We start from the raw sequence: 22,810 nt of genomic DNA, 5'->3' as shown, positions 1-22,810 counted from the left end.
CCTTTTGGGACTGCGCTTTGAATGGCGTTGGGTGGGAGCATGTGTCTCATAGCGGGTGGGATTGGTGAGAACATAAGAGAGCGCTTTATCAGCATGATAATCGCTGGAAAGCACAGGGGAGAGGATTCTTTCGGTGTGTGGACCGACGGTGGAGTGCTGAAGAGCCACGACTTCTCGGAAGTTAGTGTGATTCCCGATGGAAGGATAGGCCTCATCCAGTGCAGGCTGGCCATGACCGGCTCGCTTGACCACAACCAGCCCTTCTACAACGACTTCTCCCTCGTTCACAATGGGGAGATATACAACCATCGCCACCTCAGGGCCTATTTGGAAGGAAAGGGCGTTTCTTTTGAGAGCGATGTGGACAGCGAGGCCATCCTGAGGCTCCTCGAATACTTCCTGATGAGGAAGGGCATGGGGGTGGAAGAAGCCATTAGGAAGGCCATGCTGATGCTTGAGGGTGACTACGCCGTTGCCTTCAGCGACGGCGAGAGGATATACCTGTTCCGCGACCCGATTGGAGTAAGGCCGCTCTACTACTCACCGAACGGCTTCTTTGCCTCCGAGAAGAAGGTGCTCTGGGCGATAGGGGAGGAAGCCACGCCCGTTCAGCCTGGCGAGCTGGTAGTTCTCTCGCGCGAAGGGGTTTACAGAAGAAGGGTCTTCAACGTTCTCGAACTCAGAGGAGAGCCGCTCCCGCTGAAGAGGGCAAAGCTCGCCCTCATGAAAACACTCGTCCATGCTGTCAGGGTCAGAGTTGGAAAGAGGACGGGGGTGCTCTTCTCGGGCGGACTGGACAGTTCACTTATAGCTCTCATAGCGTCTAACTACTCGAAAGTTACGCTCTACACTGCGGGAGCCGAAGGAAGCCCCGATCTAGAATGGGCAAGAAAGGTCAGCGACGAGCTGGGCCTTCCACTCAAGGAGTACGTCTTCGATTTTGATGATGTTAGGGAGGCCGTTCCGAGGGTAGCATTCGCGATAGAGGATCCGAACCCAATGAACCTGGCCATAGGAATTCCCCTCTACTTTGCCACAAAGCTCGCCCGCGAAGATGGCTGCAAGCTTCTTCTGAGCGGCCAGGGAGCGGACGAGCTCTTCGGCGGCTACGCGAAGTACCTTGAGAGGCCGGAACTCATGGAGAGCGATCTGCTCGATATGGGGGAGAAAAACCTCGCGAGGGATGACAAGATAGCGATGCTCAACTCCGTCGAGGGAAGAGTGCCCTTCCTCGACCTGGCAGTAGTGTCTACATCGCTGAGAACGCCGCTTGAATATAAGATACAGAACGGAGTCCGAAAGGCCATTTTGAGAGAAGTCGCCACCGAACTCGGCTTACCCCTCCGGATAGCGAACAGAGATAAGAAAGCCGCCCAGTATGGGAGCAGGGCTCAGAAGCTGCTAGAAAAGCTGGCCAGGATGGAGAGCATGACCCTCAGGGAATACGCCCAAAAAGCATTTAACGAGGTTTTTAAACGAGAATAAACGTTTTTAAACGTTTTTTAATCTTTCAAGCATCATGGAGCTTTTTTAAACCTTCCTCGCAAACGGGGCCGAACGGTTTCCGGAAAAACGCTTAAATAGGCCCCTTCACAATTAGAAAGTAGGTGAAAAGCCGTGATCCTAAGAAAAGGCCTTGCATTGCTTATGGGTGTACTGATCGTATTAAGTTCCACGCTCACAGTTCATGCCGCTCAAGTCAGCATGAACCTAGTCATCCTCGTTAGCGACAACGAGGCGGACATGGCCGTGGCCAAGAACGTAGCGGAGATCCTCGGTGCCCAAGTGGTAGTAAGCCCCTGGGGAACCTACGACCCCGCGGCAAGCGCCGAGATCCTGACAATAAACCCAGACAGAGTGATAATAATCGGCGGCCCAGTGGCAATCCCAGAGGAGTACCCCAAAGACCTTGAGAGCTTTGGGATACCTTACGAAAGATGGTACGGTGAGACGAGGTACGAAACCAACCTAGCAGTCATAAAGATGCTGAAGGAGGAGTTCCGCGAGGCTTTCGGGGAGATAAAGTACGCCATCATAGTAAACGGCAGGGATGCAATTGCCATAGAGGCCTACTCCACAGGGCTTCTCAGCAAGTTCTTCAGCGATTGGAGTGACGGAAAGAGCATACTAATTCTAACCGATGTTGGAAAGGCCGATGAGACAATTCAGGCCCTGGACGAGCTCAACTCTCTCGTAGAAGTGAAATACGCCGCCACGTATTCGAAAACAATTAATTCGAAGCCGATGTTCCCCCTTAACGACGACCTCATAGATTCATACCTGAAAAAGCGCTTTGGCAGTGATTATTACCCCCCTATGAGCATGCTCGCTCCTCACTCAACAGCAGTATATCAGCTGCTGGTCGACGTCCAGAACAAGACCAACCGCGCTGAGAAGCTCCTCGACGGCCTCCAGATTCCCGACGCTAGGAAGAAGTTGGACGAGGCGAGGAAGTTTATGACACTGGCATGGGCTCAATACAACGAGGGCAATTACGCAATGGCCTACGAGCTGGCGATGAAGGCCAATTTCGACGCCGACTTCGTTATATCCCGGTCGTACAGCGAGATTAACACCATCTATCAGGGTTCTGCCAAACTGCAGATGACTGGGGAGATACTCCAGCTTGAGATTATGGTAAACGTCCTCCAGAAGAAGGGCTACGATGTGACTGAAATCAAAGCGCTCATAGAGCAGGCCAAGGAAGCCCTCAACAAGGGAGATTACACTACCCTCCTGAACGAGCTCATTCCAAGGATAAAGACGGAGATAGCCCAGCTGACCCTCGGGCGGCCCATTCCGAGAGTGCCGGGTGGAAAGGACAGGGGAAGACCATAAGGCTTTTTAACGCCTTTTCTCCATTCTTTCCTGGTCAAGATGAGGATTCTAATGGTCGGGCACTATCCGCCGCACGGGGGAGGCGTTGCAAGCCACCTTGATAACCTCGTCAGGGAGTTGAGAAACCGCCATGAGGTTCATGTTCTAACTTACGGGCCCGTTAAGCCGAGGGAGCACGAGAGGGAGTTTGTGCACCAGGTGAGGGTGCCCCCAATCTATGGCCTCAGAGGGACGAGCTTCGCGCTCCTCGGTGCTAGGAAGATTGTCCACCTCCATAGGGAGTTTGGATTCGACCTGATACACGCCCACTTCGTCGGGACGACGAGCTATGCGGGTGTCCTAGCGAAGGAGAGGTTGGGACTCCCACTGGTCGTCACCGCCCACGGCAGCGACCTCGAGCACACGGCGAAGCTGACCCTCGGGAGGTTCTACGTCAAAAAAACGCTCTCTTCGGCCGATGCAATTATCACCGTGAGCCACAGCCTCGCCAAGAAGGCGCTCTCCCTGGGAGCAGAGGGTGTCCACGTAATCCCAAACGGTGTCAGGCCCCTGGAAGAGAAACCATGGAAGGGCAAATACATCACGTTTATAGGGGCACTGAGGGACTACAAAAGCCCCGAGACGTTCATTGAACTGGCGAGAGTCTTCCCAGAGCTTGAGTTCCTCGTAGTTGGCGACGGCCCGCTTAGGCGGAAGCTTGAGATGGAAGCACCGGAGAACGTCAGGTTCCTCGGATACAGGCAGGACATCGATAGAGTCCTCTCCAAGAGCCTTATGCTCGTGCTTCCTTCCAAGAGGGAAGGCTTTGGGCTGGTAATTCTTGAGGCGAACAGCCTCGGTGTTCCCGCCGTTGGGAGGAACGTGGGGGGAATAGCCGAGCTTATAAGGAACGGAAAGAACGGTCTGCTCTTCAACGACTTCGACGGTCTCGTGAATGCCGTAAAATCCCTATTGAAGCCCAAGACGAACAGAAAAGCCGGAGGAATCGGAAGAAGGATAGCGGCGCTCTATTCCTGGAGCGTTGTTGCCGAGGAGGTCGAGGGGGTTTACCTCAAAGTCCTTGGGCAACGTTTTTAACAAGCTTTTTTCGGTGAACGTTGGGTGAGAAGATGACGGTAGTAATCAACATGCGAGAAGGTCTGGATGAGAGAAAGGTTAGGATAGCCGCGAGGTTCATATTGGAGGGAAAGCTGGTTGCCTTCCCAACTGAGACGGTTTACGGTCTTGGCGCCGATGCCCTCAATGAGAAAGCCGTTAAGAGAATCTTCAAGGCCAAAGGAAGGCCAGCTGACAACCCGCTCATCGTCCACATAGCCGACTTCAAGGACTTGAATAAGCTCGCAAGGGAAATCCCAGAGGAGGCAAAGCTGCTAGCTGAGAGGTTCTGGCCGGGCCCCCTAACGATGGTTCTCCCTAAGAAGGACGAGGTCCCGAAGGTTACCACTGGCGGCCTCGATACCGTCGCGGTCAGGATGCCTTCTCACCCAATAGCCCTCGCGCTCATAAGGGCCAGCACCCCGATAGCGGCCCCATCAGCCAACGTAAGCGGCAGACCAAGTCCCACCATGGCCGAGCACGTCATAGACGACTTCTACGGGAAGATAGAGTGTGTAATCGACGGCGGGGAGACTAAAATCGGTGTGGAGTCCACCGTCATTGACCTGAGCGGTGAAAAACCAACCCTGCTAAGACCCGGCGGACTGCCACTCGAGGAGATTGAGAGGGTCATCGGCGAGGTTGAGATACATCCCGCGGTCAGGGGCAAGCTCGTCGATGTTGCCCGCTCGCCGGGGATGAAGTACAAGCACTACTCTCCCGAGGCCCAGGTCATCGTAGTGGAAGGTCCGAGGGAGCGTGTCAGGGAGAAGATAAAAGAGCTCGTTAAGGAATATCAGGGGCAGGGGCTCTGCGTGGGAGTGATGGCGACGGAGCCCTACGAGTGCGATGAGTTCTTCCACCTCGGGGGCACTGAGGAAGAAGTCGCCAGAAACCTCTTCAAAGCCCTGAGGGAGCTTGATAAGAGGGGGGTGGATATAATAATCGCCGAAGGGATCGAGGAGAGGGGACTTGGGTTCGCCGTGATGAACAGGCTCAGAAAAGCGGCTGGATACAGGATAATATGGGCATAGACAATACTTAAATATTTAAAACTTTAAATATAACCAACAACTTTCTGACTTAAATCATGTGAGGTGAGGGATTTGGCAACCACCATTGGACTTGAGGGGCCAGAAGAGCTGGAACAGCTTGCCTTCAAGAAGATCAACGAGGGAAAGATTAAGGACGGACTTAAATTAATTCTTCGCGCTGCGAGAGGTTATGAAGAGGAGAGAAAGAAAGAAGACGCCGCAAGGCTCTATAAGTACCTCGGCTTTGTTCTGCTTGAAAAGGCAGGTTTAATAGAGAAAGCCCGCCCCTCCCTTCTGAAGAGCGCTTACCTCTACATCGACCTCATCGAGGAGGAAATAACCCGCCTTGAGGTAGATATAGATGCCCTCGACGGGTACTGCTCCAACGTTTTAGAGATTTTCTTGACCCTAAAGGACGAGAGAAACCTCCGGAAATACGCGGAGGAATTCGCGGCTATATACGAGGATCTCGGCAAGTCGTACCAGGACAACGACGACATACCAATGGCAATTCGGGCGTATGAATCCGCGTACAGGTACTACAAGATAACTGACAACATTGAATCATACAGGAGGATCGCGGAAACGTTGATAACCCTGTACGGACAGGCTGCAGAGGAGCGGCTCGAGAAGGGCGACTCGAGGGGCGCGGCGGAAGCTTTCTATAGGCTCGCGAGCTCCATCAGGGCAATATTCGGCTACGACATTCACTTCATTGAGATGATGGACACCGCTGGCAAGAACTTCGAGAAGGCGAGCAAGGTGGCATACTCCAATGGCGACCTTGATGAAACGACTACTTGCCTCGTAAAGGCTCAGTATGCCTACCTCCTTGCCAAGAACTACAACAGGTCTAAGCTGATAGGCATAAACACCGTAAGGATGCTCTACCAGATAATAAGCTCCCACCGATCGCGCGGAGATGATGAAAAAGCCGCCGAGAAGCTTGTAGAGCTTGCGGAGGCTCTTATTGGTGTCAGCAAAATTGAGGAAGCCATGCAGGCTTACAAGAGCGCCCTAGAAACCAAAAGCGATCTGAGCTTCAGGGTCAAGATCCGTCTGGCCATCCTCAAACAGTTCGCAGCTTCAAAGGGAGACGAGGATATCCTCGAGGAGGTCGAAAAAGTGGAATACTATGCCAGCAAGAAAAACTATATGAGGGCTCTTGAGTTAGCGGGGAACACCCTTCAAAAGAGGCCCGAGCTCGAGGAAATCCGGAACATGCTCTACGAAGCGGAGGGCATTTATCAGTAAAAACAGGAAAAAAGTGAACGGTCAGGACTTAACCTCGACCCTCGGAAGCGGTACGTGGTATGGAAGACGCATCTCCTTGGCGAGGAGCATTATCATCGGGGAAACTTCCTTGGTTATGAAGTTGACTACCTCGGCGAAGGTGACGGGGTCAATCTTCTTTTCATCTTCCCAGAGGTTCAGTATCTCGTCCATCTTGTCCTTCTGGGGCGGGACGTACAGGATAATACCCTCAATGGCCCCCTGGGCGACCTTGGGGTTGTAATCGATCTCGTACCTGAAGAGAATCTCAATACCGTTCATCTTCCCAGTTGGAGTGCGTATCTCCCCGAGGCGCATCTCCTTAACCTTCGGTGAGAGCCTGACCTCAATCCGGCCGGAGGGCACTACAATGGTCTTCTTCTCCATTTCAATCTTAGTTATGTTAAATCCGAGCACTGGCATTTTTTTCACCACCCCGAAGTCGTTTCGACTATATATAAAACGCTATCGGTAGACCTTTAAACGTTTGGGTTCTAAAAAGAACGATGCCGAGGGAAAAAGTTGTTAGAGTCTGGGACGAGAGGGAAGTTGTCTACCCCCCCAAACGCTGGCGCTACCTATGGGAGAAGCGCGAGAAGGCGTTGAGCATAATGGAGCGCCTTGAGCAGTTTGACCCACTTCTCTATGGAAGTGTCGCGAGGGGAGACGTAAGGAAGGACAGCGACATAGACATATTCATCCCCTACAAGGTTCCGAGCTACCTAATCGAACTCGCCCTTGAGGGACTCGTGAGCAGGAGAAAAATAGTCATGGCAACGCCGTGGCACCTCATAAAGGGCGTCATCGAGATAGACGAGGAAACCACCGTCACCTTTCCGCTGATAGAACCGACCGACAGGGAGCTGGAGTTCTACCGCTGGGGCGGGGCCATAGATTTGTGGGGTGTGAAGACGAAGCAGAGAGTTTCAGGGGTGAACAAAAAGCTCATCCTCATAATTCCAACCGAGAAAGGCCACATCGAGAGTGAAGTGGTCGGAAGGGAAAGCGAGGTGGCGAAAATTCTAGGGGTGAGCATCGACATCGTAACCGAGCGCGTTCACGTCCTGACGAGGAGGGACGCTATAGGGAGGACCGGAATATACATCAACGAGGAAGTGCCAGACTGGATGAGCTTTGAGGAGGCGCTGAAGCTCATAGCGGACCGCGACCCGAACGTTAGGAGAAAAGTGAGGGAAGCAGGCGGGATTTAAAAGAAAAGGAATCACTCAAGCCCCTGGCAGCACTTCTCCTTCATGCTGGCCGGCAGAATCTCCTTGAAGCCAGTGTACTTCCAGAGGACCTTGGGAAGCTTCACAACACCCTCTTCCGTCTGGTGGTTCTCCAGGATGGCAACTATGGCCCTCGATGTAGCTATAGCGGTGGAGTTGAGAGTGTGGACGAAGCGCGGCTTTTCGTGGGTCTTGTCGCGGTAGCGGATGTTCAAACGCCTCGCCTGCCACTCGGTGCAGTTTGAAGCGCTGACAACTTCCCTGAACTTGCCCTGGCCGGCCATCCAGGCCTCTATGTCGTACTTCTTAGCGGCAACGTAGCCCAAATCTCCAGTACAGATGTTCACAACCCTGTAGGGAATCTCAAGCTCTTGGAATATCTCCTCGGCGTTCTGGATGAGCTTCTCGTGCCACTCCCAGCTCTCCTCCGGCTTTGCATAGACGAACTGCTCGACCTTGTGGAACTGGTGAACGCGGAAGATTCCCTTCGTGTCCTTTCCAGCGGTTCCGGCCTCCTTTCTGAAGCACGGACTCACACCAACGTAGAGGAGCGGTAAATCCTTGCCCTCGAGTATCTCGTTGGCGTGCATTCCAGCGAGTGGGTGCTCAGCTGTTGGAATGAGGTATAAATCCTCATCCTCGACCTTGTAGATAACGTCCTCGAAGTCATCGAAGCTCGTGACGCCCTCCTCGACGTAGCGTCTGACCATATAGGGCGGAATCACAGGGGTAAAGCCCTTCTCGATGAGCTTGTCGAGGGTGAAGCGGATTAAGGCAAGGTCAAGTATGACGAGCTCGTTGAGGAGGTAGTAGAAGCGCGAGCCGCTTACCTTCGCGGCCCTCTCCAGGTCAGCGCCACGAAGGAGCTCCAGCATATCCACGTGGAGCTTAGGCCTCCAGCTCAGAACCTCATAGTCCATCTTTCCGAGGCTCTGCTCCTTGAAGGACTCGAGGAAGCCTTCCCAAACTTTAGCCTTCCCCCAGAACCTTATGGGGACGTTCTCAGTGTCGTCTTTACCAATCGGAACGCTCTCGTGGGTGATGTTCGGAAGCCTCCAGAGGTAGTAGTCAATCTTCGCCCTTATCTCCTCGATTTCCTTCTCGAGGGCCTCTATCTGGTTGACTATATCCTTGCTCTTGGCTAAGAGGTCATCAACGGGCTCGCCAGCCTTCTTCCTCTTGCCTATCTCGACGGCTATCCTGTTCCTGTCGCGCCTGAGCTGGTTTATCTTCCTGAGGTTTTCGCGCCACTTGGCGTCAAGCTCGAGGATCTCGTCTATCCACTTGAGCTTCTCAATTTCCCCGCGCTTGATTAGGTCCCCCTTGACCAGATCGGGGTTTTCACGGATGAGCTTTATGTCGAGCATAGCCTTCACCTGGGAAATGAACGGCGCGGGAGTTTAAAAAGGATTTGATGGGGATTTTGACGTTCTGGCAAGAACCCGGGTCGTGTCAAGTTAACGACCAACGGCCGCGGTTCCGGATGGGCAAGGAAAGGAGAAAAAGAACTCACCCAAAAAACGTAACCTCGACTTCCTCGCCCTCATCCAGTATCTCAACGTTCTCAGGCACCTCTATAAAGCCGTCAGCATCAATGAAGCTCGTCACCGCTCCACTGCCTTTGAGTATCGGAACGGCCTTTTCTCCCTCGACTTTTACGGGCAGGAACTGCCTCCTGCCCTTTACCGAGAAGACCTTGTGGGCGAGCCTCTTCTTGACCTTTCTAACTTCGCTTTCCCTTCCCAGGAGTTTCCTCAGGAGTGGAGCGACCAGCAGGGTGAAGTTCGTGAGGCAAGACGTCGGATAACCTGGCAGACCGAATATCGGCTTTCCGTCAATGAGGCCGATTATCGTCGGCTTCCCCGGCTGTATCGCTATGCCGTGGATGTAAACCTTACCGAGCTCATCGATTATCGATGACGTTAGGTCCCTTATTCCCCCGCTCGCGCCGCCGCTGAGGATTACGATGTCGCAGCACTCAACGCCTTTGAGGATGAGCTCCTTTAAGCTGTCTTTGTCATCCTTTGCTATGCCAAGGAAAACGGCTTCTCCCCCGAGTTCCCTAACGGCGTCGGCTATCGCTCTGCCGTTGATATCATATATCTGGCCGTATCTAAGCTCAGTTCCAGGCAGAACCACCTCATTGCCCGTGCTTATCACCGCCACCCTCGGCTTCCTGAAGACCCTAACCTCCGAAAAGCCAATCGCTGAAAGCAGAGCAGTCTCCTTGAAGCCAAGCCGCGTCCCAGTCCTTAGGAGGAGCTTTCCACTTGGAATGTCGGTGCCCCTCTTCATGACCCCAAGACCTGGATAGGCGGGCTTGTAGATGATTACTTCGTCTCCTTCCCTGTCCACGTCTTCGAACTGTATCACAGCGTCGGCGTTCTTTGGAAGGGGGGCGCCAGTGGATATGTAGACGCTCTCGCCTGGCTTGAGTTCCACCGTCGGCGTATCTCCGGCGTTTATCTCGCCGATGACCCTCAGTTTCACAGGCTCGCTCTCGCTTGCCATGAATGTGTCTTCCGCCCTGACCGCGTAGCCGTCCACCGTCGCCCTGTCAAAGGGGGGAACGTCTATGGGGCTCACAATGTCCTCCGCGAGAACCCTTCCGAGCGCCTCCTCGAGCGGGACCTTCTCAACTCTTCTCTCCAATGGGAAGGATTCTATGACCTCGAGTGCTTCCTCCAGTGGAACGACCTTCAGGAACGCCATTCTATCACCAAGAAAAGATGGGGGCGTTGCTATAAATGGGTTACGTAAAAGAAAGCGTTTAACTCACCACTCATCGTCCTCTTCCCAGTCCTCCTCCCAATCCTCTTCCCAGTCCTCGTCCTCCCACTCTTCATCTTCCAGGTCCCACTCATCCTCTTCGAGGAACTCTTCCTCCTCGAACTCCTCGACCTTCTTCTTTTTCTTTGGAGGTTGCATACCCATCCCCGCCCCTACTTGCTAATAATGGCTTATAAATTTTTTTCTGGTAAATTGGGGTTTTTCGTGGCCAAAATTATTGATTAGGACGGTTAGAAAGGTTTTTAATTGTGAAGACCTACTAACGACCATGAGAGTGGCCATCATAACGAGCGATGCTCGTGTTTACTACACCGCGACCAAGGTGCTGAAGGAGTACAAGATACCCTTCCACAGCCTCCGCATGGGAGATAAGATTCCCTTCGACGTTGAGGTCGTGCTGACTAGCGAAAAGGATTACGATAAAATCGACTTCCCCGTTAAAGTCATAGTCAGGAACGAGAACTTCATCGACGAGCTGCTCGCAAAGCTTGAAGGAAGGGAGCGTTTTAAAAAGGTCTACATTGCCATAGACCCCGGGGAGAGACCCGGCCTTAGTGTCGTTGCGGACAACCGCGTGGTAGAGGTTCACCACCTGAAGAGCCCGCGCGACGTCGGGATAATCCTCGATCTGCTCGAGAAGTACCCAGCAGCTAAAATCAAAATCGGGCACGGCGCAAAGAGGCAGAGGATACTGATGTTGAAGGCGCTTGGAGATCTGCTCGGCTACGATTATCCAGTCATCGTGGTGAACGAGTCGAGGACAACGCCAAAGGTGGGCGGAATAGAGGTTTCGCAGGTGCAAGATATCGTGGCAGCCATAAACATAGGCCTACGCGATGGCCGACAGGTTCCGATAGGTGAGCTCATAGAAGTCAAGGAGCCAACCAAACGTGAGATTGAAGATATAAAACGGCGGAGCCGCGAGTTAAGTGGAACGATAACCATCTCATCCAAGCTGGCCCGTGAAGTTGCACTTGGAAACCTGACTTTGGAGGAGGCCATTGAAAAGCAGAAAGGGAGGAGATCAAGATGATCTTCGGTAAGGATGAGGAGAGGTATGAGAAAATAAAGCTCCGCGTGGCGGAAGCTCTCAAGAGGGACGTCGGAAGGGGCATCGTACGCTTTGATAGAAAATACCAGCGCCAGCTCGGGGTTGAGCCGGGCGACATCGTCGAGCTGATTGGAGAACGCTCAACGGCTGCGATAGTGGCAAACCCTCACCCCGACGACAGAAACCTGGACATCATAAGGATGGACGGCTACATAAGGAGGAACGCCGGGGTAAGCATAGGAGACTACGTCACCGTTGCAAGGGCGGAGGTTCAGGAGGCCAAGAAAGTCGTCCTTGCTCCAGCCCAGAAGGGAGTTTTCATCCAGATACCCGGTGATATGGTCAAGCAGAACCTCCTAGGCAGGCCAGTCGTCAAGGGAGACCTCATCGTCGCCAGCGGGCGGAGCGAGACGGGTTACTATACTGGATCGCCCTTCGATGAGTTACTCAGGGGGCTTTTTGAGGCCATGCCCCTCGGCTTCGGTGAGCTGAAATTCGTCGTCGTCAACACCAACCCCAAGGGCATAGTCCAGATAACCTACAACACAGAGGTTGAGGTTCTTCCGCAGGCAGTTGAAGTCCGTGAGGAGACCATCCCGGAGGTAACCTACGAGGACATAGGCGGTCTCAGCGATGCGATTCAAAAGATTCGTGAGATGGTCGAGCTTCCGCTCAAACACCCAGAGCTCTTCGAGCGCCTTGGAATAGACCCCCCGAAGGGTGTGCTCCTTTACGGTCCGCCTGGAACTGGAAAGACGCTCCTCGCTAAAGCCGTCGCCAACGAGGCGAACGCTCACTTCATAGCAATCAACGGGCCAGAGATAATGAGCAAATTCTACGGTGAGAGTGAAGAGCGCTTAAGGGAGATATTTAAAGACGCGGAGGAGAACGCACCAAGCATAATTTTCATCGACGAAATCGATGCTATTGCACCCAAAAGGGAAGAGGTTGTTGGAGAAGTTGAGAAGAGGGTCGTCTCGCAGCTGCTTACCCTTATGGACGGCTTGAAAGGCCGCGGAAAGGTCATCGTCATAGCGGCTACCAACAGACCAGACGCCCTTGATCCAGCCCTGAGGAGGCCGGGAAGGTTCGACAGAGAGATAGAGGTGGGGGTTCCAGACAAGAAGGGCAGGAAGGAGATACTCCAGATACACACCAGAGGAATGCCGCTTGAGCCGGACTACGACAAGCAGACCGTTCTCAAGGTCTTGAGAGAGCTCCTGAGGAAGGAGACTTTCGAGGAGGAGAGGCTCAAGAAGATAATGGAAAAGGTTGAAAATGCCAAGAGCGAGGAGGAAGTCAAGGAAATCCTAAAGGGCGACGGAGAGATCTACGCGGAGGTCAGGCTGAGGCTCATCGACAAGATGCTTGATGAGCTGGCTGAGAAGACCCACGGCTTTGTTGGAGCCGATCTGGCAGCGCTGGCGAGAGAGGCAGCGATGGTCGTCCTCAGGAGGCTCATCAAGGAGGGCAAGATAAGCCCCGAGCAGGAAAGGATTCCGCCCGATGTTCTTCAGGAGCTGCGCGTCAAGAAAGCTGACTTTTACGAGGCTCTGAAGATGGTGGATCCCTCGGCGCTGAGGGAAGTCCTCATCGAGATGCCCAACGTCCGCTGGGAAGATGTCGGAGGCTTGGAGGAGGTCAAGCAGAAACTCCGTGAAGCCGTCGAGTGGCCGCTCAAGTACCCAAAAGCCTTCCAGAGGCTCGGAATCGACCCACCGAGGGGCATACTGCTCTACGGTCCGCCCGGAACGGGTAAGACCCTCCTCGCCAAGGCCGTCGCTACGGAGAGTGAAGCCAATTTTATAGGCATCCGTGGGCCAGAGGTTCTCTCAAAATGGGTCGGTGAGAGCGAGAAGCGCGTAAGGGAAATCTTCCGCAAAGCTAGACAGGCCGCCCCGACTGTCATATTTATCGACGAGATTGATGCAATAGCGCCAGCAAGGGGCAGCGACATGAACCGCGTTACGGACAGGCTGATCAACCAGCTCCTGACAGAGATGGACGGAATCGAGAAGAACAGCGGTGTAGTGGTCATAGCGGCTACCAACAGGCCGGACATTCTCGATCCAGCCCTGCTCAGGCCAGGAAGGTTCGACAGGATGATACTCGTCCCAGCGCCGGACGAGAAGGCCAGACTGGAGATACTCAAAGTCCACACCAGGCGTGTTCCCCTCGCAGGGGATGTCAACCTCAAAGAGCTGGCAAAGAGGACCGAAGGCTACAGCGGTGCCGACCTGGAAGCCCTCGTGAGGGAGGCGGCGCTTATAGCGATGCGCAGGATAATGTCCAAGCTTCCGAGGGAAGTCGTGGAGGAGCAGAGTGAAGAGTTCCTCGAGCAGCTGAAGGTGTCAAAGAGGGACTTCGAGGAGGCACTGAAGACGGTCAGGCCGAGCATAACGCCCTACATGATAGAGTACTACAGAAACTTCGAGGAGACCAGGAAGACCCAGAAGGAAAAAGCGGAGAAGATGGACTACTTCACCTTCTGATTTTCATTTCCATTTTGGAAAAAGTTTTATACGTTGGTGTCCAATCGTTTACACGATTAAACCGAGGGGTGGAGGAGATGGTCAAGATAATGGCTTCCAAGCTTAGGGACGTCGAGCTGATAACCGACACAGGAATAAGGCTCGGCTGGGTTTACGACCTTAGCTTCGATGAGGAAACCGGCGATATTCTCGTTATCGTGGCCGAGCCCGACGAGGACCTCGACACGAGCGAGTTTGTTACGGATCACGAGGGGCTTCTGCTCATTCCGATAAGCGCCGTCAAGAGCATCGGCGAGGTTATTATCATAGACTCCAGCAAGCTCGCCGTCAAGTCCAAGCTCAGGAGGATCGGCCCAGTAAATGAGACCGAAGCAACCGAGGAGTGATTCTCCTCCCTTTTAATACCCATCGTAGAGCCTTTCCGCCAAAAACCTCGGAAGATCAGCTTCGATTATCTTCCTGGCCGCTTCCTGAACGTCATATTCTACACGATGGAACTCAATTTTTTGGGTATCAGCGTCTATGATGGCGTAGCTCGCCCTCCAGTCGCCGTCCCTCGGCTGGCCGACGCTGCCGGGATTGATTATCCTCCTGCCGGCCATCTCCTTGAGCATTGGAACGTGCGTGTGGCCGACGAGAAGGTCGTCCTGCTTAACGTAGCTCAGAACGGCCCTAAACTCGCTATCGGGAAGCCAGGGAAAGAGGTACTCATCAAGCGGTGCCCTCGGCGAGCCGTGGATTAAGAGGCAGCTCCTCCCGACCTCGTCGATGAACAGTTGCCTTACGGGCAGTTTCCTCAAGAACTCGAGGTTCTCGGTGCTCATGACGCGCTGGTGCCACCTGACGGCCTGTCTCGCGTAGGGGTTGAAGCCCCACTCGGTGCCAAAGGCTATCGCGTTGTCGTGGTTTCCACGGACGCAGAGGATTTTTCTCCGCTCCATCTGCTCCCTGAAGAACTCCACCACCTCGTTTGGTGAGGCCCCGTAGCCGACCAGGTCGCCCATGCAGAGGATTACGTCGGCATCTTTAACCTCATCCCACACCGCCTGGAGAGCCTCCCAGTTGGAGTGAACGTCGCTTATTAAGGCGATGAGCATAGCGTTCCCCATCCAATGTTCACAGAAGGATATTAAAAACCTAGGCACACGCCTGAAGCCAAGAACATTAAGTCAAAGAACCATTATGACAAAGCTAAAATCCATAAAAGGCCCAGAGAAAGCCATGATGGCAAAACCCAAAAATATAAGGTAGAAGGGGCTCACTCCTCCTTCTGTATCTTCTTCCAGCGGCTCCAGCGGTAGAGGGCAGCGAGGGCCTTTATCGCCCTCTCCGGCTCTGGGTAGGCTGGAATGCCCTCCTCGTTGAGCATGTCTATGGCTTCCTTGGCCTCTATGCCGCCGACGATGGCAACGACGAGTGGCTTCTTCCTGCCGCTCTCGTTGTACTCGCGGATGACTATCTTGGCGAGATCCCTCGGGTCAAGCACGGCCGTCTGGCAGTAGAGCACAGCAATGCTGTGCATGTTCGGGTTCGCCAGGGCGTCCCTTATGGCACCCTCGTAGGCCTCCGCGCCGGCCATACCGGTGAGGTCAACCGGGTTCTTGTAGGAACCGAAGGGCGGCATGTGGTTGGCGAAGACCTTCAGGTCTTCCAGGTTGTCGTAGAGGTGCAGACCCTCTTCCTCAGCGGCGTCGGTGGCCATAACTCCAATTCCACCGCCGTTGGTGAGTATGACGAGGTTCTCGCCCTCTGGCTCGGGCAGGTTGCTCAGCGTTCTCGCCCAGTCGAAGGCCTCGCCGATGGTTAAGGCCCTCAGAACACCGCTCTGCTTGAAGGCGGCCTCGTATATCTTGTCGGCACCGGCGAGCGAGCCAGTGTGGGAAGCTGCAGCTTTAGCACCGCGCTCGCTCCTTCCGGCCTTGATGATGATAATCGGCTTCTCCATGCTGACCTCCTTGGCAACCTCCATGAAGCGCCTTCCGTCCTTGACGCCCTCCATGTAGATGAGTATAGCCTTGGTGTTGTCGTCGGTCTTGAAGAACTCAAGCAGGTCGGCGTCGTCGATGTCGCTCTTGTTTCCAACGCTGACAACCGCTGAAAGGCCGACCTTCTCGAGGATGGTCCAGCCCATGAGGGCTATTCCAAGGGCACCGCTCTGGCTGATGAGGGCGAGGTTACCTGGCATGACGTCGGTTGGGCCAAAGGTGGCGTTCATCTTGGCTGGAGTGTAGACGACGCCGAAGATGTTCGGGCCAAGGATTCTCATGCCGTACTTGTTGGCGATCTCCACGAGCTGCCTCTCGATCTTCTTGCCCTCCTCGCCGAGCTCGCCGAAGCCAGAGCTTATGATGGGGAGAACTTTAACGCCCTTCTTGCCGCACTCCTCGACGACCTGCGGGACAAACTTGGCGGGAACAACTACGACAGCCATATCGACGTCATCAGGAATATCGAGGATGCTCTTGTATGACTTGAACTTCCTGCCATTTATCTCGATTTCAACGCCCTTGACGTTAACCGGGTAGATTTTGCCCTCGTAGCCGTACTCAACGAGGTTCTTCATAATTGCGTATCCTATCTTGCCCGGCTTCTCCGAGGCCCCAATGACGGCGATGCTTTTTGGTCTGAAAAGTGCCTCCAAACTCATCTCCTTCACCCCTGGTGATATTTACAGTTTTCACGTCAGTAAAACAAGTTATAACTTTTCTCTTCACGTTTTGACGATAACCGAATCGGCATCCGTCAAAGGAACCCTTGGTTTCCAACCTTTAGAAAAAAAGCATTTAAAATCTGCCACCCAAACTTCCGAGTGATGATGATCCTTCCCCTCACCTGAGCGGTGATGAACCTACGGTAGGCTGATGAAGATGACGAGGATTGAAAACGAGAAGACGGCCCAGTACACACAGGTGCACAAGCTCTTCAGAAAGGTGCTGGAGATTAGCTTCGACTTCGTGGTGATGATGTTCCTCTTTTTCATACTGTACCTCACCGTGTACTCCATATACCTCAACTTCAAGCTGACCTATAGGGCGACCGAACCGAAGCTTCTGATAGCCAACGTTCTGGTCACCATAATCCTGATAGAGACCTACCGCATCCTCATAATCTACCTCAGACAGCACCGTGTGAGTCTAACCCACATCCTCGAGGTCGGTATAGTGGCCCTGATTCAGAAGCTCATCGTGGCGTCAGATTTCGAGCACATGGATTCGTTTAAGCTATTATCCATAGCAGCCCTGCTGTTCGTTTTGGGCTATCTCTACACCAAGGTAGGTGAGGACTAATGGGAGTACAGATCGGTGAGCTCCTTCCAAGGAAAGAAATCGAGCTGGAGAACCTCTACGGGAGAAAGGTAGCCATCGATGCCCTCAACGCGATTTACCAGTTCCTCTCAACCATTCGCCAGAGGGATGGGACCCCGCTGATGGATTCCCAGGGCAGAATAACCTCCCACCTGTCGGGACTCTTCTACCGCACGATAAACCTCATGGAAGCGGGGATAAAGCCTGCCTACGTCTTCGACGGAAAGCCACCGGACTTCAAAAGGAAGGAGCTCGAGAAGAGAAGGGAAGCGAGAGAAGAGGCAGAGGAGAAGTGGCACGAGGCCCTTGAGAGGGGCGACCTTGAAGAGGCCAAGAAGTACGCCCAGAGGGCAACGCGCGTCAATGAGGGGTTGATAAACGACGCCAAGAAGCTTCTCGAACTGATGGGCATCCCAGTAGTTCAGGCCCCAAGCGAAGGCGAAGCTCAAGCGGCCTACATGGCGGCGAAGAAGAAGGTCTACGCCTCCGCTAGTCAGGACTACGATTCTCTCCTCTTCGGTGCGCCCAAGCTCGTGAGGAACCTCACAATAACAGGAAGGAGAAAGCTCCCCGGGAAAAACGTTTACGTGGAGGTCACGCCCGAACTCATCGTTCTTGAGGAGGTCTTGAAGGAGCTTGGCATCGACAGGGAAAAGCTGATTGAGATGGCAATCCTAGTCGGAACCGACTACAATCCGGGCGGAATCAAGGGCATAGGACCCAAAAAAGCCCTGACTATAGTCAAACGCACCAAAGATCCGCTCAAGACGTACCAGAAGGAAAGCGAGATTGACCTCTACGCAATAAAGGAGTTCTTCCTCAATCCGCCTGTTACCGACGAGTTCAAGTTAGAGTGGAGGATGCCCGACGAGGAGGGCATCTTAAAGTTCCTCTGCGACGAGCACGACTTCAGCGAGGAGCGCGTTAAGAACGGCTTAGAGAGACTGAAAAAGGCAATAAAAGCGGGGAAGCAGTCCACGCTCGAGAGCTGGTTCGGGAGGAGGTGACTCCTCCCAATTTAATTACCATAAATCAAACCGGAATCTTCAGGTTCAGCTTCTCGACGAGCTCCTTGTAGCGGTTCCTAACGGTGACCTCCGTAACGCGGGCTACTTCGGCCACTTCCCTCTGGGTTCTCTTCTCATCCTCTAGCAGGCCAGCGATATATAGCGCCGCCGCGACCAGTCCAGCAGGGCTCTTTCCGCTCGTGAGGCCCCTATCATAGGCCTCCTCGAGTATGGCTATGGCCCTCCTCCTGACCCTCTCGCTCAGACCCAGTTCATCGGCGAACTTGTTAACGTAGTCAGTGGGCTTGACAAAGAGCTTTTTAGGTGTCAAGTTGAGGTTCCTCGCTATAAAACGGAAGCTCCTGCCTATCTCCTTCTTGTCGACGCGGGAGATGTCCGCTATCTCGTCGAGCGTCCTGGGGACCTTAAGCAACCTGCAGGCGGCGTAAACACACGCTGCTATAACGCTCTCAATCGAGCGGCCCCTTATGAGACCCTTTCTCACTGCCTCACGGTAGAGTCTTGCGGCCTCCTCCTCGACATGTCTTGGAAGTTTAAGCTGGGAGGCTATCCTGTCGAGCTCACTCAGGGCAAAAGCCAAGTTACGCTCGGCAGCGTCGCTAACCCTCAGCCTGGACTGCCACTTCCTCAGGCGGTACATCTTCTCACGCATAAGACCCGAGAGGTTCCTGTCGACACCTATGTCAGTGGAAAGGCCTTTATCGTGGAGGAGAATGCTCTCGGGAGCACCGACGCGAGCCCTCTTCTCCCTCTGAGATGCATCAAAAGCGCGCCACTCTGGACCCATATCGATGACGTTTTCCTCAATAACGTAACCGCAAACCTTACAAATGACCTCGCCCCTACCCGGGTCGTAGATGAACTCCATCGAACCGCAGACCGGGCAGACCCTACGCTTGCTCACTCCAACACCCCCACTGGGGCGGCTTTTTTATAAAGTGTTTATAAACCTTCGCCTTTTTTCTTGGCAACATAGCGGAGAAGCCATGCCAAGTCTTCCCGCTTGAACGTAATCCTCTCCAAGACCCTGACGTCCCAGTCATCCTCCACAACGTTCGCATAAATCCATAGAAAGACTGGATCGTCATCAGTGCCCACATGGAGATTCTTGTAAAGAATATCAACTGTCCCATCCCCATTCTTCTTAACGGAAACGGCCTTCCAGGTTTCCAGACTGACCTCTCCCTTTTCGTCGAGTATCCTGATTATCTCCTTAACGTCCATGGGGGCACCTTCCAAGCTCACCACTTAATCCTGTAGTCTTTTCTTGTTCTTGCATCCACCTGGGCAAGGATTCTCTTCAGCTTGGCGTCGTCTATTGGCTCGCGTATCTGTCCAGCCTGATACAGCTGGACGAGAACGAGCTCCACTTGGCGGGCCAGCTCGGGCCTTACCAGCTTGACCCTTCCAAGCCTCTCCCTCGCCTCGGGGGTAAGTATGTGCCTCATTATGGCATTAAGCTGAGCCTCAAGCTCCATCTCCTGCCTTATAGCCTCCTCCTGGGCCTTCTGCTGTTCAAGGTACCTCTTCTGCAGTTCGAGGAGCTTCCTCTTTCTAATCTCCTCTATGTCCTCGGCCATTCTCTCACCTCCAGTTCAAACTGCGCGGGAAGGTTAAAAAGGTTCTCTATTGGAAGGAAAGTAGAAGAGGCGAGCTCAGTACTTCTTGAGCTCCGGAATCTGCTCCTCAAGCTCCTTCTTGAGCTCGGTAGCGATCTTGTCGAGGAAGCTCTGTCCCTGTGGGGTAACGACCCTTCCCTCGCCCGGAACCTTCTGGATGAAGCCAGCCTGCTCGAGCTGCTGGAGGGCCTTCCTGATGATGCTTCCACTGGCCTTGTAGAAGTGCTCCGGGGCGTGGCCGCGGTTCTTCCTGCCGCCGTACCAGGTCCTGAGCCTCTCGATTCCGACCGGCCCGTCGATGTATACCTTCCTGAAGACTGAAGCAACCCTGTAGTACCACCAGTCATCCTGCTCCGGAAGGCGCTCCTTGTGTCTGCCGGTCTTGACGAACGGGGCCCACTCGGGCGGCTTTATGGCCTCTATCTCCTTGAGCTTCTGGGCAACCCTCTCAACGAGCAAATCACCGGGAACGTCATAAACCGTAGCCATCCTTCAATCCCTCCCCTTCTTGAATTTCCTCCTGAATTGAGCGATGTCGAGCTTGACTTTCTTAACGGGCTTCTCTTCCCGCTTTTCCTTCGAAAGCTCCTTTCTCTGGAGCTTCCTTAAATACTTTTCCCACCCCTCTCTCGGCTTGAACAATATAAACCTTTTGCCCCTGACTTCGATGAGCTCGCTGTCGGTGAGTTCGGCCACCTTCTCTGCAAGCTCTCTCCTCTCCATACCGGTACTGATAAGTGCGCCCTTCCGGATCTCGACCTTGAGTATACCGTCCTTCTCGAGCTGGGTGTTTATCTCGCTGATGACACCTTCATCCAACCCTCTCTTGCCTATCCAAGCTTTGGGCTCGATATCGTAATATTTAGCGCGAATGGCTCGCCTCACTTTTCCGGGTAAGCGTTTCTCCATCTCTCCCACCTCTCGCAACCTCTCGCCCTCCGGCTGAAGGCTTTATAAAAGTTTGGCTTTTAAAGGTTGCCTAAGGGGTGATGGCATGGAAGTCTACCACCTCTACTCCGGCGGAAAAGACTCAAGCTTGGCCGCGTGGATTTTGGAGAGAATGGGTTACGACGTAAAGCTTGTAACGATTAGCTTCGGTCTGCTCGACAACTGGCGCCATGCCAAGGAAACCGCCGAAAGGCTTGGCTTTGAGCATCAGGTGCTCTACTTGCCAAGGGATACGCTGGAAAAGGCCGCGGAGATGTGTATAAGGGACGGCCATCCAAACAACGCCATCCAGTTCATCCATGAGAAGGCCCTGGAGGCTGTGGCAGAGATTGCCGACCGGGTTAGTGACGGCACCAGGAGGGACGACAGGGTTCCATTCCTCGACCTGCCCAAGACCCGCTCGCTGGAGGATCGGTTTAACGTCGCCTACATCCGCCCGCTTCTCGGTCTGGGCTACAAGACGATAAGAGAGCTCACCGAGATGCTGTTCATCGTTGAAATCAGGGAGAGCGAGGAACTCCAAAAGGCCGACTACGAAGTCGAGCTCAGGTATTTGCTCAGGGAGAAGGGAATAGATCCTCTGGAGATTTTTCCCAAGAGGCACTATCAGTCAAGGGTTCTGGGCTGGAAGACCGAAGAAACGAGATAAAAGGAAATCAGAGCTCGAGGCTGAGCTTCCTGACGACTGGGTCCTCGGCCTCTTCTGGCTTTATTTCCTCGATGCTTTCGATCCATATCTTGGACCTGGGAACCCTGTGCTTGCTGCCTATCTCCGAGTAGACGAGCTCGGCAACGTGCTCCGGCTTTAAAGCCCTGTACTCCTTGGTGAACGGCTGCTTCTTTCCGAGCCTCTCGAACACACCCTTAACGCGGAAGACCTTAACGTCCATTCATCACACCTCCCTTAGTCGAGGAATCCCAAAGCCTCTTCAATCTTAACTATCTCGGGTCCAGTGGTGAGGTGTCCAACCACGACACCGTGAGAGTTCGCCAGCATGCATGAACCGACGAATGGAACGCCCATGTTGGCGGTTCCGACGTATATATCAACCTTGAACAGGTCGCGGAGCCACTCAAGCTCTTCATCGGTTGCCTCTGGATGGACGAGGCCGCCCCTGTTGGTGACGACACCAACACTGCCAACCGCGTGGTAGTCACCTATAATTCCCCTCTCGACCTCGACGCCGAGGATGTCCTCCAGCTTCTTGGCATCTTCCCTGGTAAACTTCGCACTGACCAACGCGGCCCTGTCGTTGACCAGGATGAGGTTTCCAAAGGCAGTCAGAGTGCTCTGGAAGGGTTCTATAATCATGTCTATGCCGTGCTCCTTGAGCTCGTTCTGGATGTGCTCAAGCTCCGAATCCCAGACGTAGTAGGGAACCACTATGGCGTTGGAGTTGCCAACGGCAAATATTCCGATAATCCTTGACTTCATTATGCTGGTCTCGATGAGCGGAACCTTGAGGACCTCTCTAAGCACTTCGAGCTTCTTCTCTCCGAGGCCCTCCCTAATCAGGACTACCCTATCGGTCGCAACACCGTAGACGCCGAGATACGGAGAGTTCTCAAAATCGAGCTTTTCGATGTGCATCTCGTCACCTCTTTTATGAATTAAAAGGGAAAGGGACTCACTGGGCGAGGTTCACGAAGGCGACCCTAACGCCGTCCTTCTCCTCGACCTTGACCTTGATGCGGAGCTTGTTGGGTGGCTTCTCCGCTCCGCGCTCCCAGATCTTCTCGTTGACCTCGGGGGCGATGATGACCTCCTCGGCCTTGGCGTGCCTCGCTACCCACTCCCTAACGAACTTAGCTGCCCTTGGGGCCCTCTTCCAGCGCGGGACCCTCTTCTTAACCTTCCTGATCGGAACGGTGAATATGACCTCGTCTCCCGGCTTAATCGGCATTTACACCACCTCACTCCTTAAGCTTGGTCCTTCTCCACATCCTTCTCTTCGGGTGTGTCATGACCTTCCTGTTGGTCTTAACGATGACCCAGACCGGAACACGCCTGTTCTGCTTGGCGGCCTTAGCAAGACGGAGCTTCTTTGCAAGCGGCTTGTTTCTCGCCATTCATAATCCCTCCTGAGGTTATCGTGATGTCTAACGTTG

The 22,810-nt window shown here is 53.8% G+C and carries 27 protein-coding genes; 12 read left to right on the top strand and 15 right to left on the bottom strand.

Annotated elements, in window-relative coordinates; translation table 11 throughout:
* The first annotated feature begins 39 nt into the window (after positions 1-39).
* The 5 genes from asnB (at position 40) to E3E23_RS07785 (ending at position 6,221) form a co-directional block, all read left to right on the top strand.
* Positions 40-1,485 (top strand): asparagine synthase (glutamine-hydrolyzing), encoded by a 1,446-nt coding sequence (gene asnB / locus E3E23_RS07805; RefSeq protein ID WP_167907748.1) that lies wholly within the window; start codon positions 40-42, stop codon positions 1,483-1,485.
* A 132-nt stretch (positions 1,486-1,617) separates the two neighbouring features.
* Positions 1,618-2,838, top strand: a complete 1,221-nt coding sequence (locus tag E3E23_RS07800; protein ID WP_167907747.1) for a cell wall-binding repeat-containing protein — start codon at positions 1,618-1,620, stop codon at positions 2,836-2,838.
* A 39-nt stretch (positions 2,839-2,877) separates the two neighbouring features.
* Positions 2,878-3,915: a glycosyltransferase family 4 protein gene (locus tag E3E23_RS07795; protein WP_167907745.1), complete on the top strand. Its 1,038-nt coding sequence runs from the start codon at positions 2,878-2,880 to the stop codon at positions 3,913-3,915.
* Positions 3,916-3,947: 32 nt separating this feature from the next.
* Positions 3,948-4,967, top strand: coding sequence for an L-threonylcarbamoyladenylate synthase (locus E3E23_RS07790; protein ID WP_167907743.1), 1,020 nt, complete (start codon positions 3,948-3,950; stop codon positions 4,965-4,967).
* 63 nt (positions 4,968-5,030) lie between these two features.
* Positions 5,031-6,221, top strand: coding sequence for a hypothetical protein (locus E3E23_RS07785; RefSeq protein WP_371807531.1), 1,191 nt, complete (start codon positions 5,031-5,033; stop codon positions 6,219-6,221).
* Positions 6,222-6,242: 21 nt separating this feature from the next.
* On the opposite strand, the gene E3E23_RS07780 is transcribed toward E3E23_RS07785, so the two are convergent.
* Positions 6,243-6,662 (bottom strand): hypothetical protein, encoded by a 420-nt coding sequence (locus tag E3E23_RS07780; protein WP_167907896.1) that lies wholly within the window; start codon positions 6,660-6,662, stop codon positions 6,243-6,245.
* 83 nt (positions 6,663-6,745) lie between these two features.
* On the opposite strand from E3E23_RS07780, the gene E3E23_RS07775 reads away from it, so the two are divergent.
* Positions 6,746-7,450 carry a nucleotidyltransferase domain-containing protein gene (locus E3E23_RS07775; protein ID WP_167907742.1) on the top strand — a complete coding sequence of 235 codons (705 nt, stop codon included), beginning with the start codon at positions 6,746-6,748 and terminating at the stop codon, positions 7,448-7,450.
* A gap of 11 nt (positions 7,451-7,461) precedes the next feature.
* Here the strand turns inward: E3E23_RS07775 and serS are convergent, their stop codons facing one another.
* From serS to E3E23_RS07760, 3 genes are all read right to left on the bottom strand, one after another.
* The gene (gene serS, locus E3E23_RS07770; RefSeq protein ID WP_167907895.1) at positions 7,462-8,835 is read right to left on the bottom strand and encodes a serine--tRNA ligase; all 1,374 of its coding nucleotides are present in this window, start codon (positions 8,833-8,835) and stop codon (positions 7,462-7,464) included.
* 142 nt (positions 8,836-8,977) lie between these two features.
* Positions 8,978-10,180, bottom strand: a complete 1,203-nt coding sequence (glp, locus tag E3E23_RS07765; RefSeq protein WP_167907740.1) for a gephyrin-like molybdotransferase Glp — start codon at positions 10,178-10,180, stop codon at positions 8,978-8,980.
* A 63-nt stretch (positions 10,181-10,243) separates the two neighbouring features.
* A complete protein-coding gene (locus E3E23_RS07760) occupies positions 10,244-10,402 on the bottom strand; it encodes a hypothetical protein (protein ID WP_199920059.1) in 159 nt (52 codons plus the stop codon).
* A gap of 124 nt (positions 10,403-10,526) precedes the next feature.
* On the opposite strand from E3E23_RS07760, the gene E3E23_RS07755 reads away from it, so the two are divergent.
* The 3 genes from E3E23_RS07755 to E3E23_RS07745 all read left to right on the top strand — a co-directional run bounded on the left by E3E23_RS07755 (position 10,527) and on the right by E3E23_RS07745 (position 14,187).
* Positions 10,527-11,291: a hypothetical protein gene (locus E3E23_RS07755; protein ID WP_167907738.1), complete on the top strand. Its 765-nt coding sequence runs from the start codon at positions 10,527-10,529 to the stop codon at positions 11,289-11,291.
* A complete protein-coding gene (locus E3E23_RS07750) occupies positions 11,288-13,801 on the top strand; it encodes a CDC48 family AAA ATPase (RefSeq protein WP_167907737.1) in 2,514 nt (837 codons plus the stop codon). The genes E3E23_RS07755 and E3E23_RS07750 overlap by 4 nt, the downstream gene beginning before the upstream one ends.
* A gap of 77 nt (positions 13,802-13,878) precedes the next feature.
* Complete coding sequence (locus E3E23_RS07745) at positions 13,879-14,187, top strand: PRC-barrel domain-containing protein (protein WP_167907736.1); 309 nt, start codon at positions 13,879-13,881, stop codon at positions 14,185-14,187.
* Positions 14,188-14,199: 12 nt separating this feature from the next.
* Here the strand turns inward: E3E23_RS07745 and E3E23_RS07740 are convergent, their stop codons facing one another.
* Together E3E23_RS07740 and acs are read right to left on the bottom strand one after the other, a co-directional pair.
* Complete coding sequence (locus tag E3E23_RS07740; protein WP_167907735.1) at positions 14,200-14,898, bottom strand: metallophosphoesterase; 699 nt, start codon at positions 14,896-14,898, stop codon at positions 14,200-14,202.
* 161 nt (positions 14,899-15,059) lie between these two features.
* Positions 15,060-16,448: an acetate--CoA ligase alpha subunit gene (gene acs, locus E3E23_RS07735; protein WP_167907734.1), complete on the bottom strand. Its 1,389-nt coding sequence runs from the start codon at positions 16,446-16,448 to the stop codon at positions 15,060-15,062.
* 214 nt (positions 16,449-16,662) lie between these two features.
* On the opposite strand from acs, the gene E3E23_RS07730 reads away from it, so the two are divergent.
* Both E3E23_RS07730 and fen read left to right on the top strand, forming a co-directional pair.
* Positions 16,663-17,088 (top strand): phosphate-starvation-inducible PsiE family protein, encoded by a 426-nt coding sequence (locus E3E23_RS07730; protein WP_240920774.1) that lies wholly within the window; start codon positions 16,663-16,665, stop codon positions 17,086-17,088.
* The gene (gene fen, locus E3E23_RS07725; RefSeq protein WP_167907733.1) at positions 17,088-18,113 is read left to right on the top strand and encodes a flap endonuclease-1; all 1,026 of its coding nucleotides are present in this window, start codon (positions 17,088-17,090) and stop codon (positions 18,111-18,113) included. Before E3E23_RS07730 ends, fen begins: the two co-directional genes overlap by 1 nt.
* Positions 18,114-18,138: 25 nt before the next feature.
* Here the strand turns inward: fen and E3E23_RS07720 are convergent, their stop codons facing one another.
* From E3E23_RS07720 to E3E23_RS07700, 5 genes are all read right to left on the bottom strand, one after another.
* Positions 18,139-19,038, bottom strand: coding sequence for a transcription initiation factor IIB (locus tag E3E23_RS07720; protein WP_167907732.1), 900 nt, complete (start codon positions 19,036-19,038; stop codon positions 18,139-18,141).
* 38 nt (positions 19,039-19,076) lie between these two features.
* On the bottom strand, positions 19,077-19,358 hold the full coding sequence (locus E3E23_RS07715) for a hypothetical protein (RefSeq protein WP_167907730.1): 282 nt from the start codon (positions 19,356-19,358) through the stop codon (positions 19,077-19,079).
* Between the two features lie 17 nt (positions 19,359-19,375).
* Positions 19,376-19,714 carry a DNA-binding protein gene (locus E3E23_RS07710; protein ID WP_167907728.1) on the bottom strand — a complete coding sequence of 113 codons (339 nt, stop codon included), beginning with the start codon at positions 19,712-19,714 and terminating at the stop codon, positions 19,376-19,378.
* 75 nt (positions 19,715-19,789) lie between these two features.
* Positions 19,790-20,242, bottom strand: coding sequence for a 30S ribosomal protein S19e (locus tag E3E23_RS07705; RefSeq protein ID WP_167907726.1), 453 nt, complete (start codon positions 20,240-20,242; stop codon positions 19,790-19,792).
* Positions 20,243-20,245: 3 nt separating this feature from the next.
* Entirely contained in the window at positions 20,246-20,662 is a 417-nt protein-coding gene (locus E3E23_RS07700; RefSeq protein ID WP_167907724.1) for a YhbY family RNA-binding protein, read from the bottom strand.
* An 85-nt stretch (positions 20,663-20,747) separates the two neighbouring features.
* Here E3E23_RS07700 and E3E23_RS07695 point away from each other — a divergent pair, with 85 nt between their 5' ends.
* A complete protein-coding gene (locus E3E23_RS07695) occupies positions 20,748-21,350 on the top strand; it encodes an asparagine synthase-related protein (RefSeq protein ID WP_167907722.1) in 603 nt (200 codons plus the stop codon).
* 7 nt (positions 21,351-21,357) lie between these two features.
* Here E3E23_RS07695 and rpl18a read toward each other — a convergent pair whose 3' ends face one another.
* Genes rpl18a through E3E23_RS07675 form a run of 4 tightly spaced genes read right to left on the bottom strand, consistent with a single transcriptional unit; the run spans position 21,358 to position 22,771 of the window.
* Entirely contained in the window at positions 21,358-21,591 is a 234-nt protein-coding gene (gene rpl18a / locus E3E23_RS07690) for a 50S ribosomal protein L18Ae (protein ID WP_167907720.1), read from the bottom strand.
* A gap of 14 nt (positions 21,592-21,605) precedes the next feature.
* Complete coding sequence (locus E3E23_RS07685; protein WP_167907718.1) at positions 21,606-22,292, bottom strand: translation initiation factor IF-6; 687 nt, start codon at positions 22,290-22,292, stop codon at positions 21,606-21,608.
* A 37-nt stretch (positions 22,293-22,329) separates the two neighbouring features.
* The gene (locus tag E3E23_RS07680; RefSeq protein WP_167907716.1) at positions 22,330-22,605 is read right to left on the bottom strand and encodes a 50S ribosomal protein L31e; all 276 of its coding nucleotides are present in this window, start codon (positions 22,603-22,605) and stop codon (positions 22,330-22,332) included.
* Between the two features lie 10 nt (positions 22,606-22,615).
* Positions 22,616-22,771 carry a 50S ribosomal protein L39e gene (locus tag E3E23_RS07675; RefSeq protein WP_012572069.1) on the bottom strand — a complete coding sequence of 52 codons (156 nt, stop codon included), beginning with the start codon at positions 22,769-22,771 and terminating at the stop codon, positions 22,616-22,618.
* Positions 22,772-22,810 lie beyond the last annotated feature (39 nt).

It is taken from the genome of Thermococcus sp. CX2 (assembly GCF_012027555.1).
Classification (GTDB): Archaea; Methanobacteriota_B; Thermococci; order Thermococcales; family Thermococcaceae; genus Thermococcus.
The sequence above is the reverse complement of the archived record's forward strand: the minus strand, read 5'-3'. Positions and strand labels throughout refer to the sequence as shown.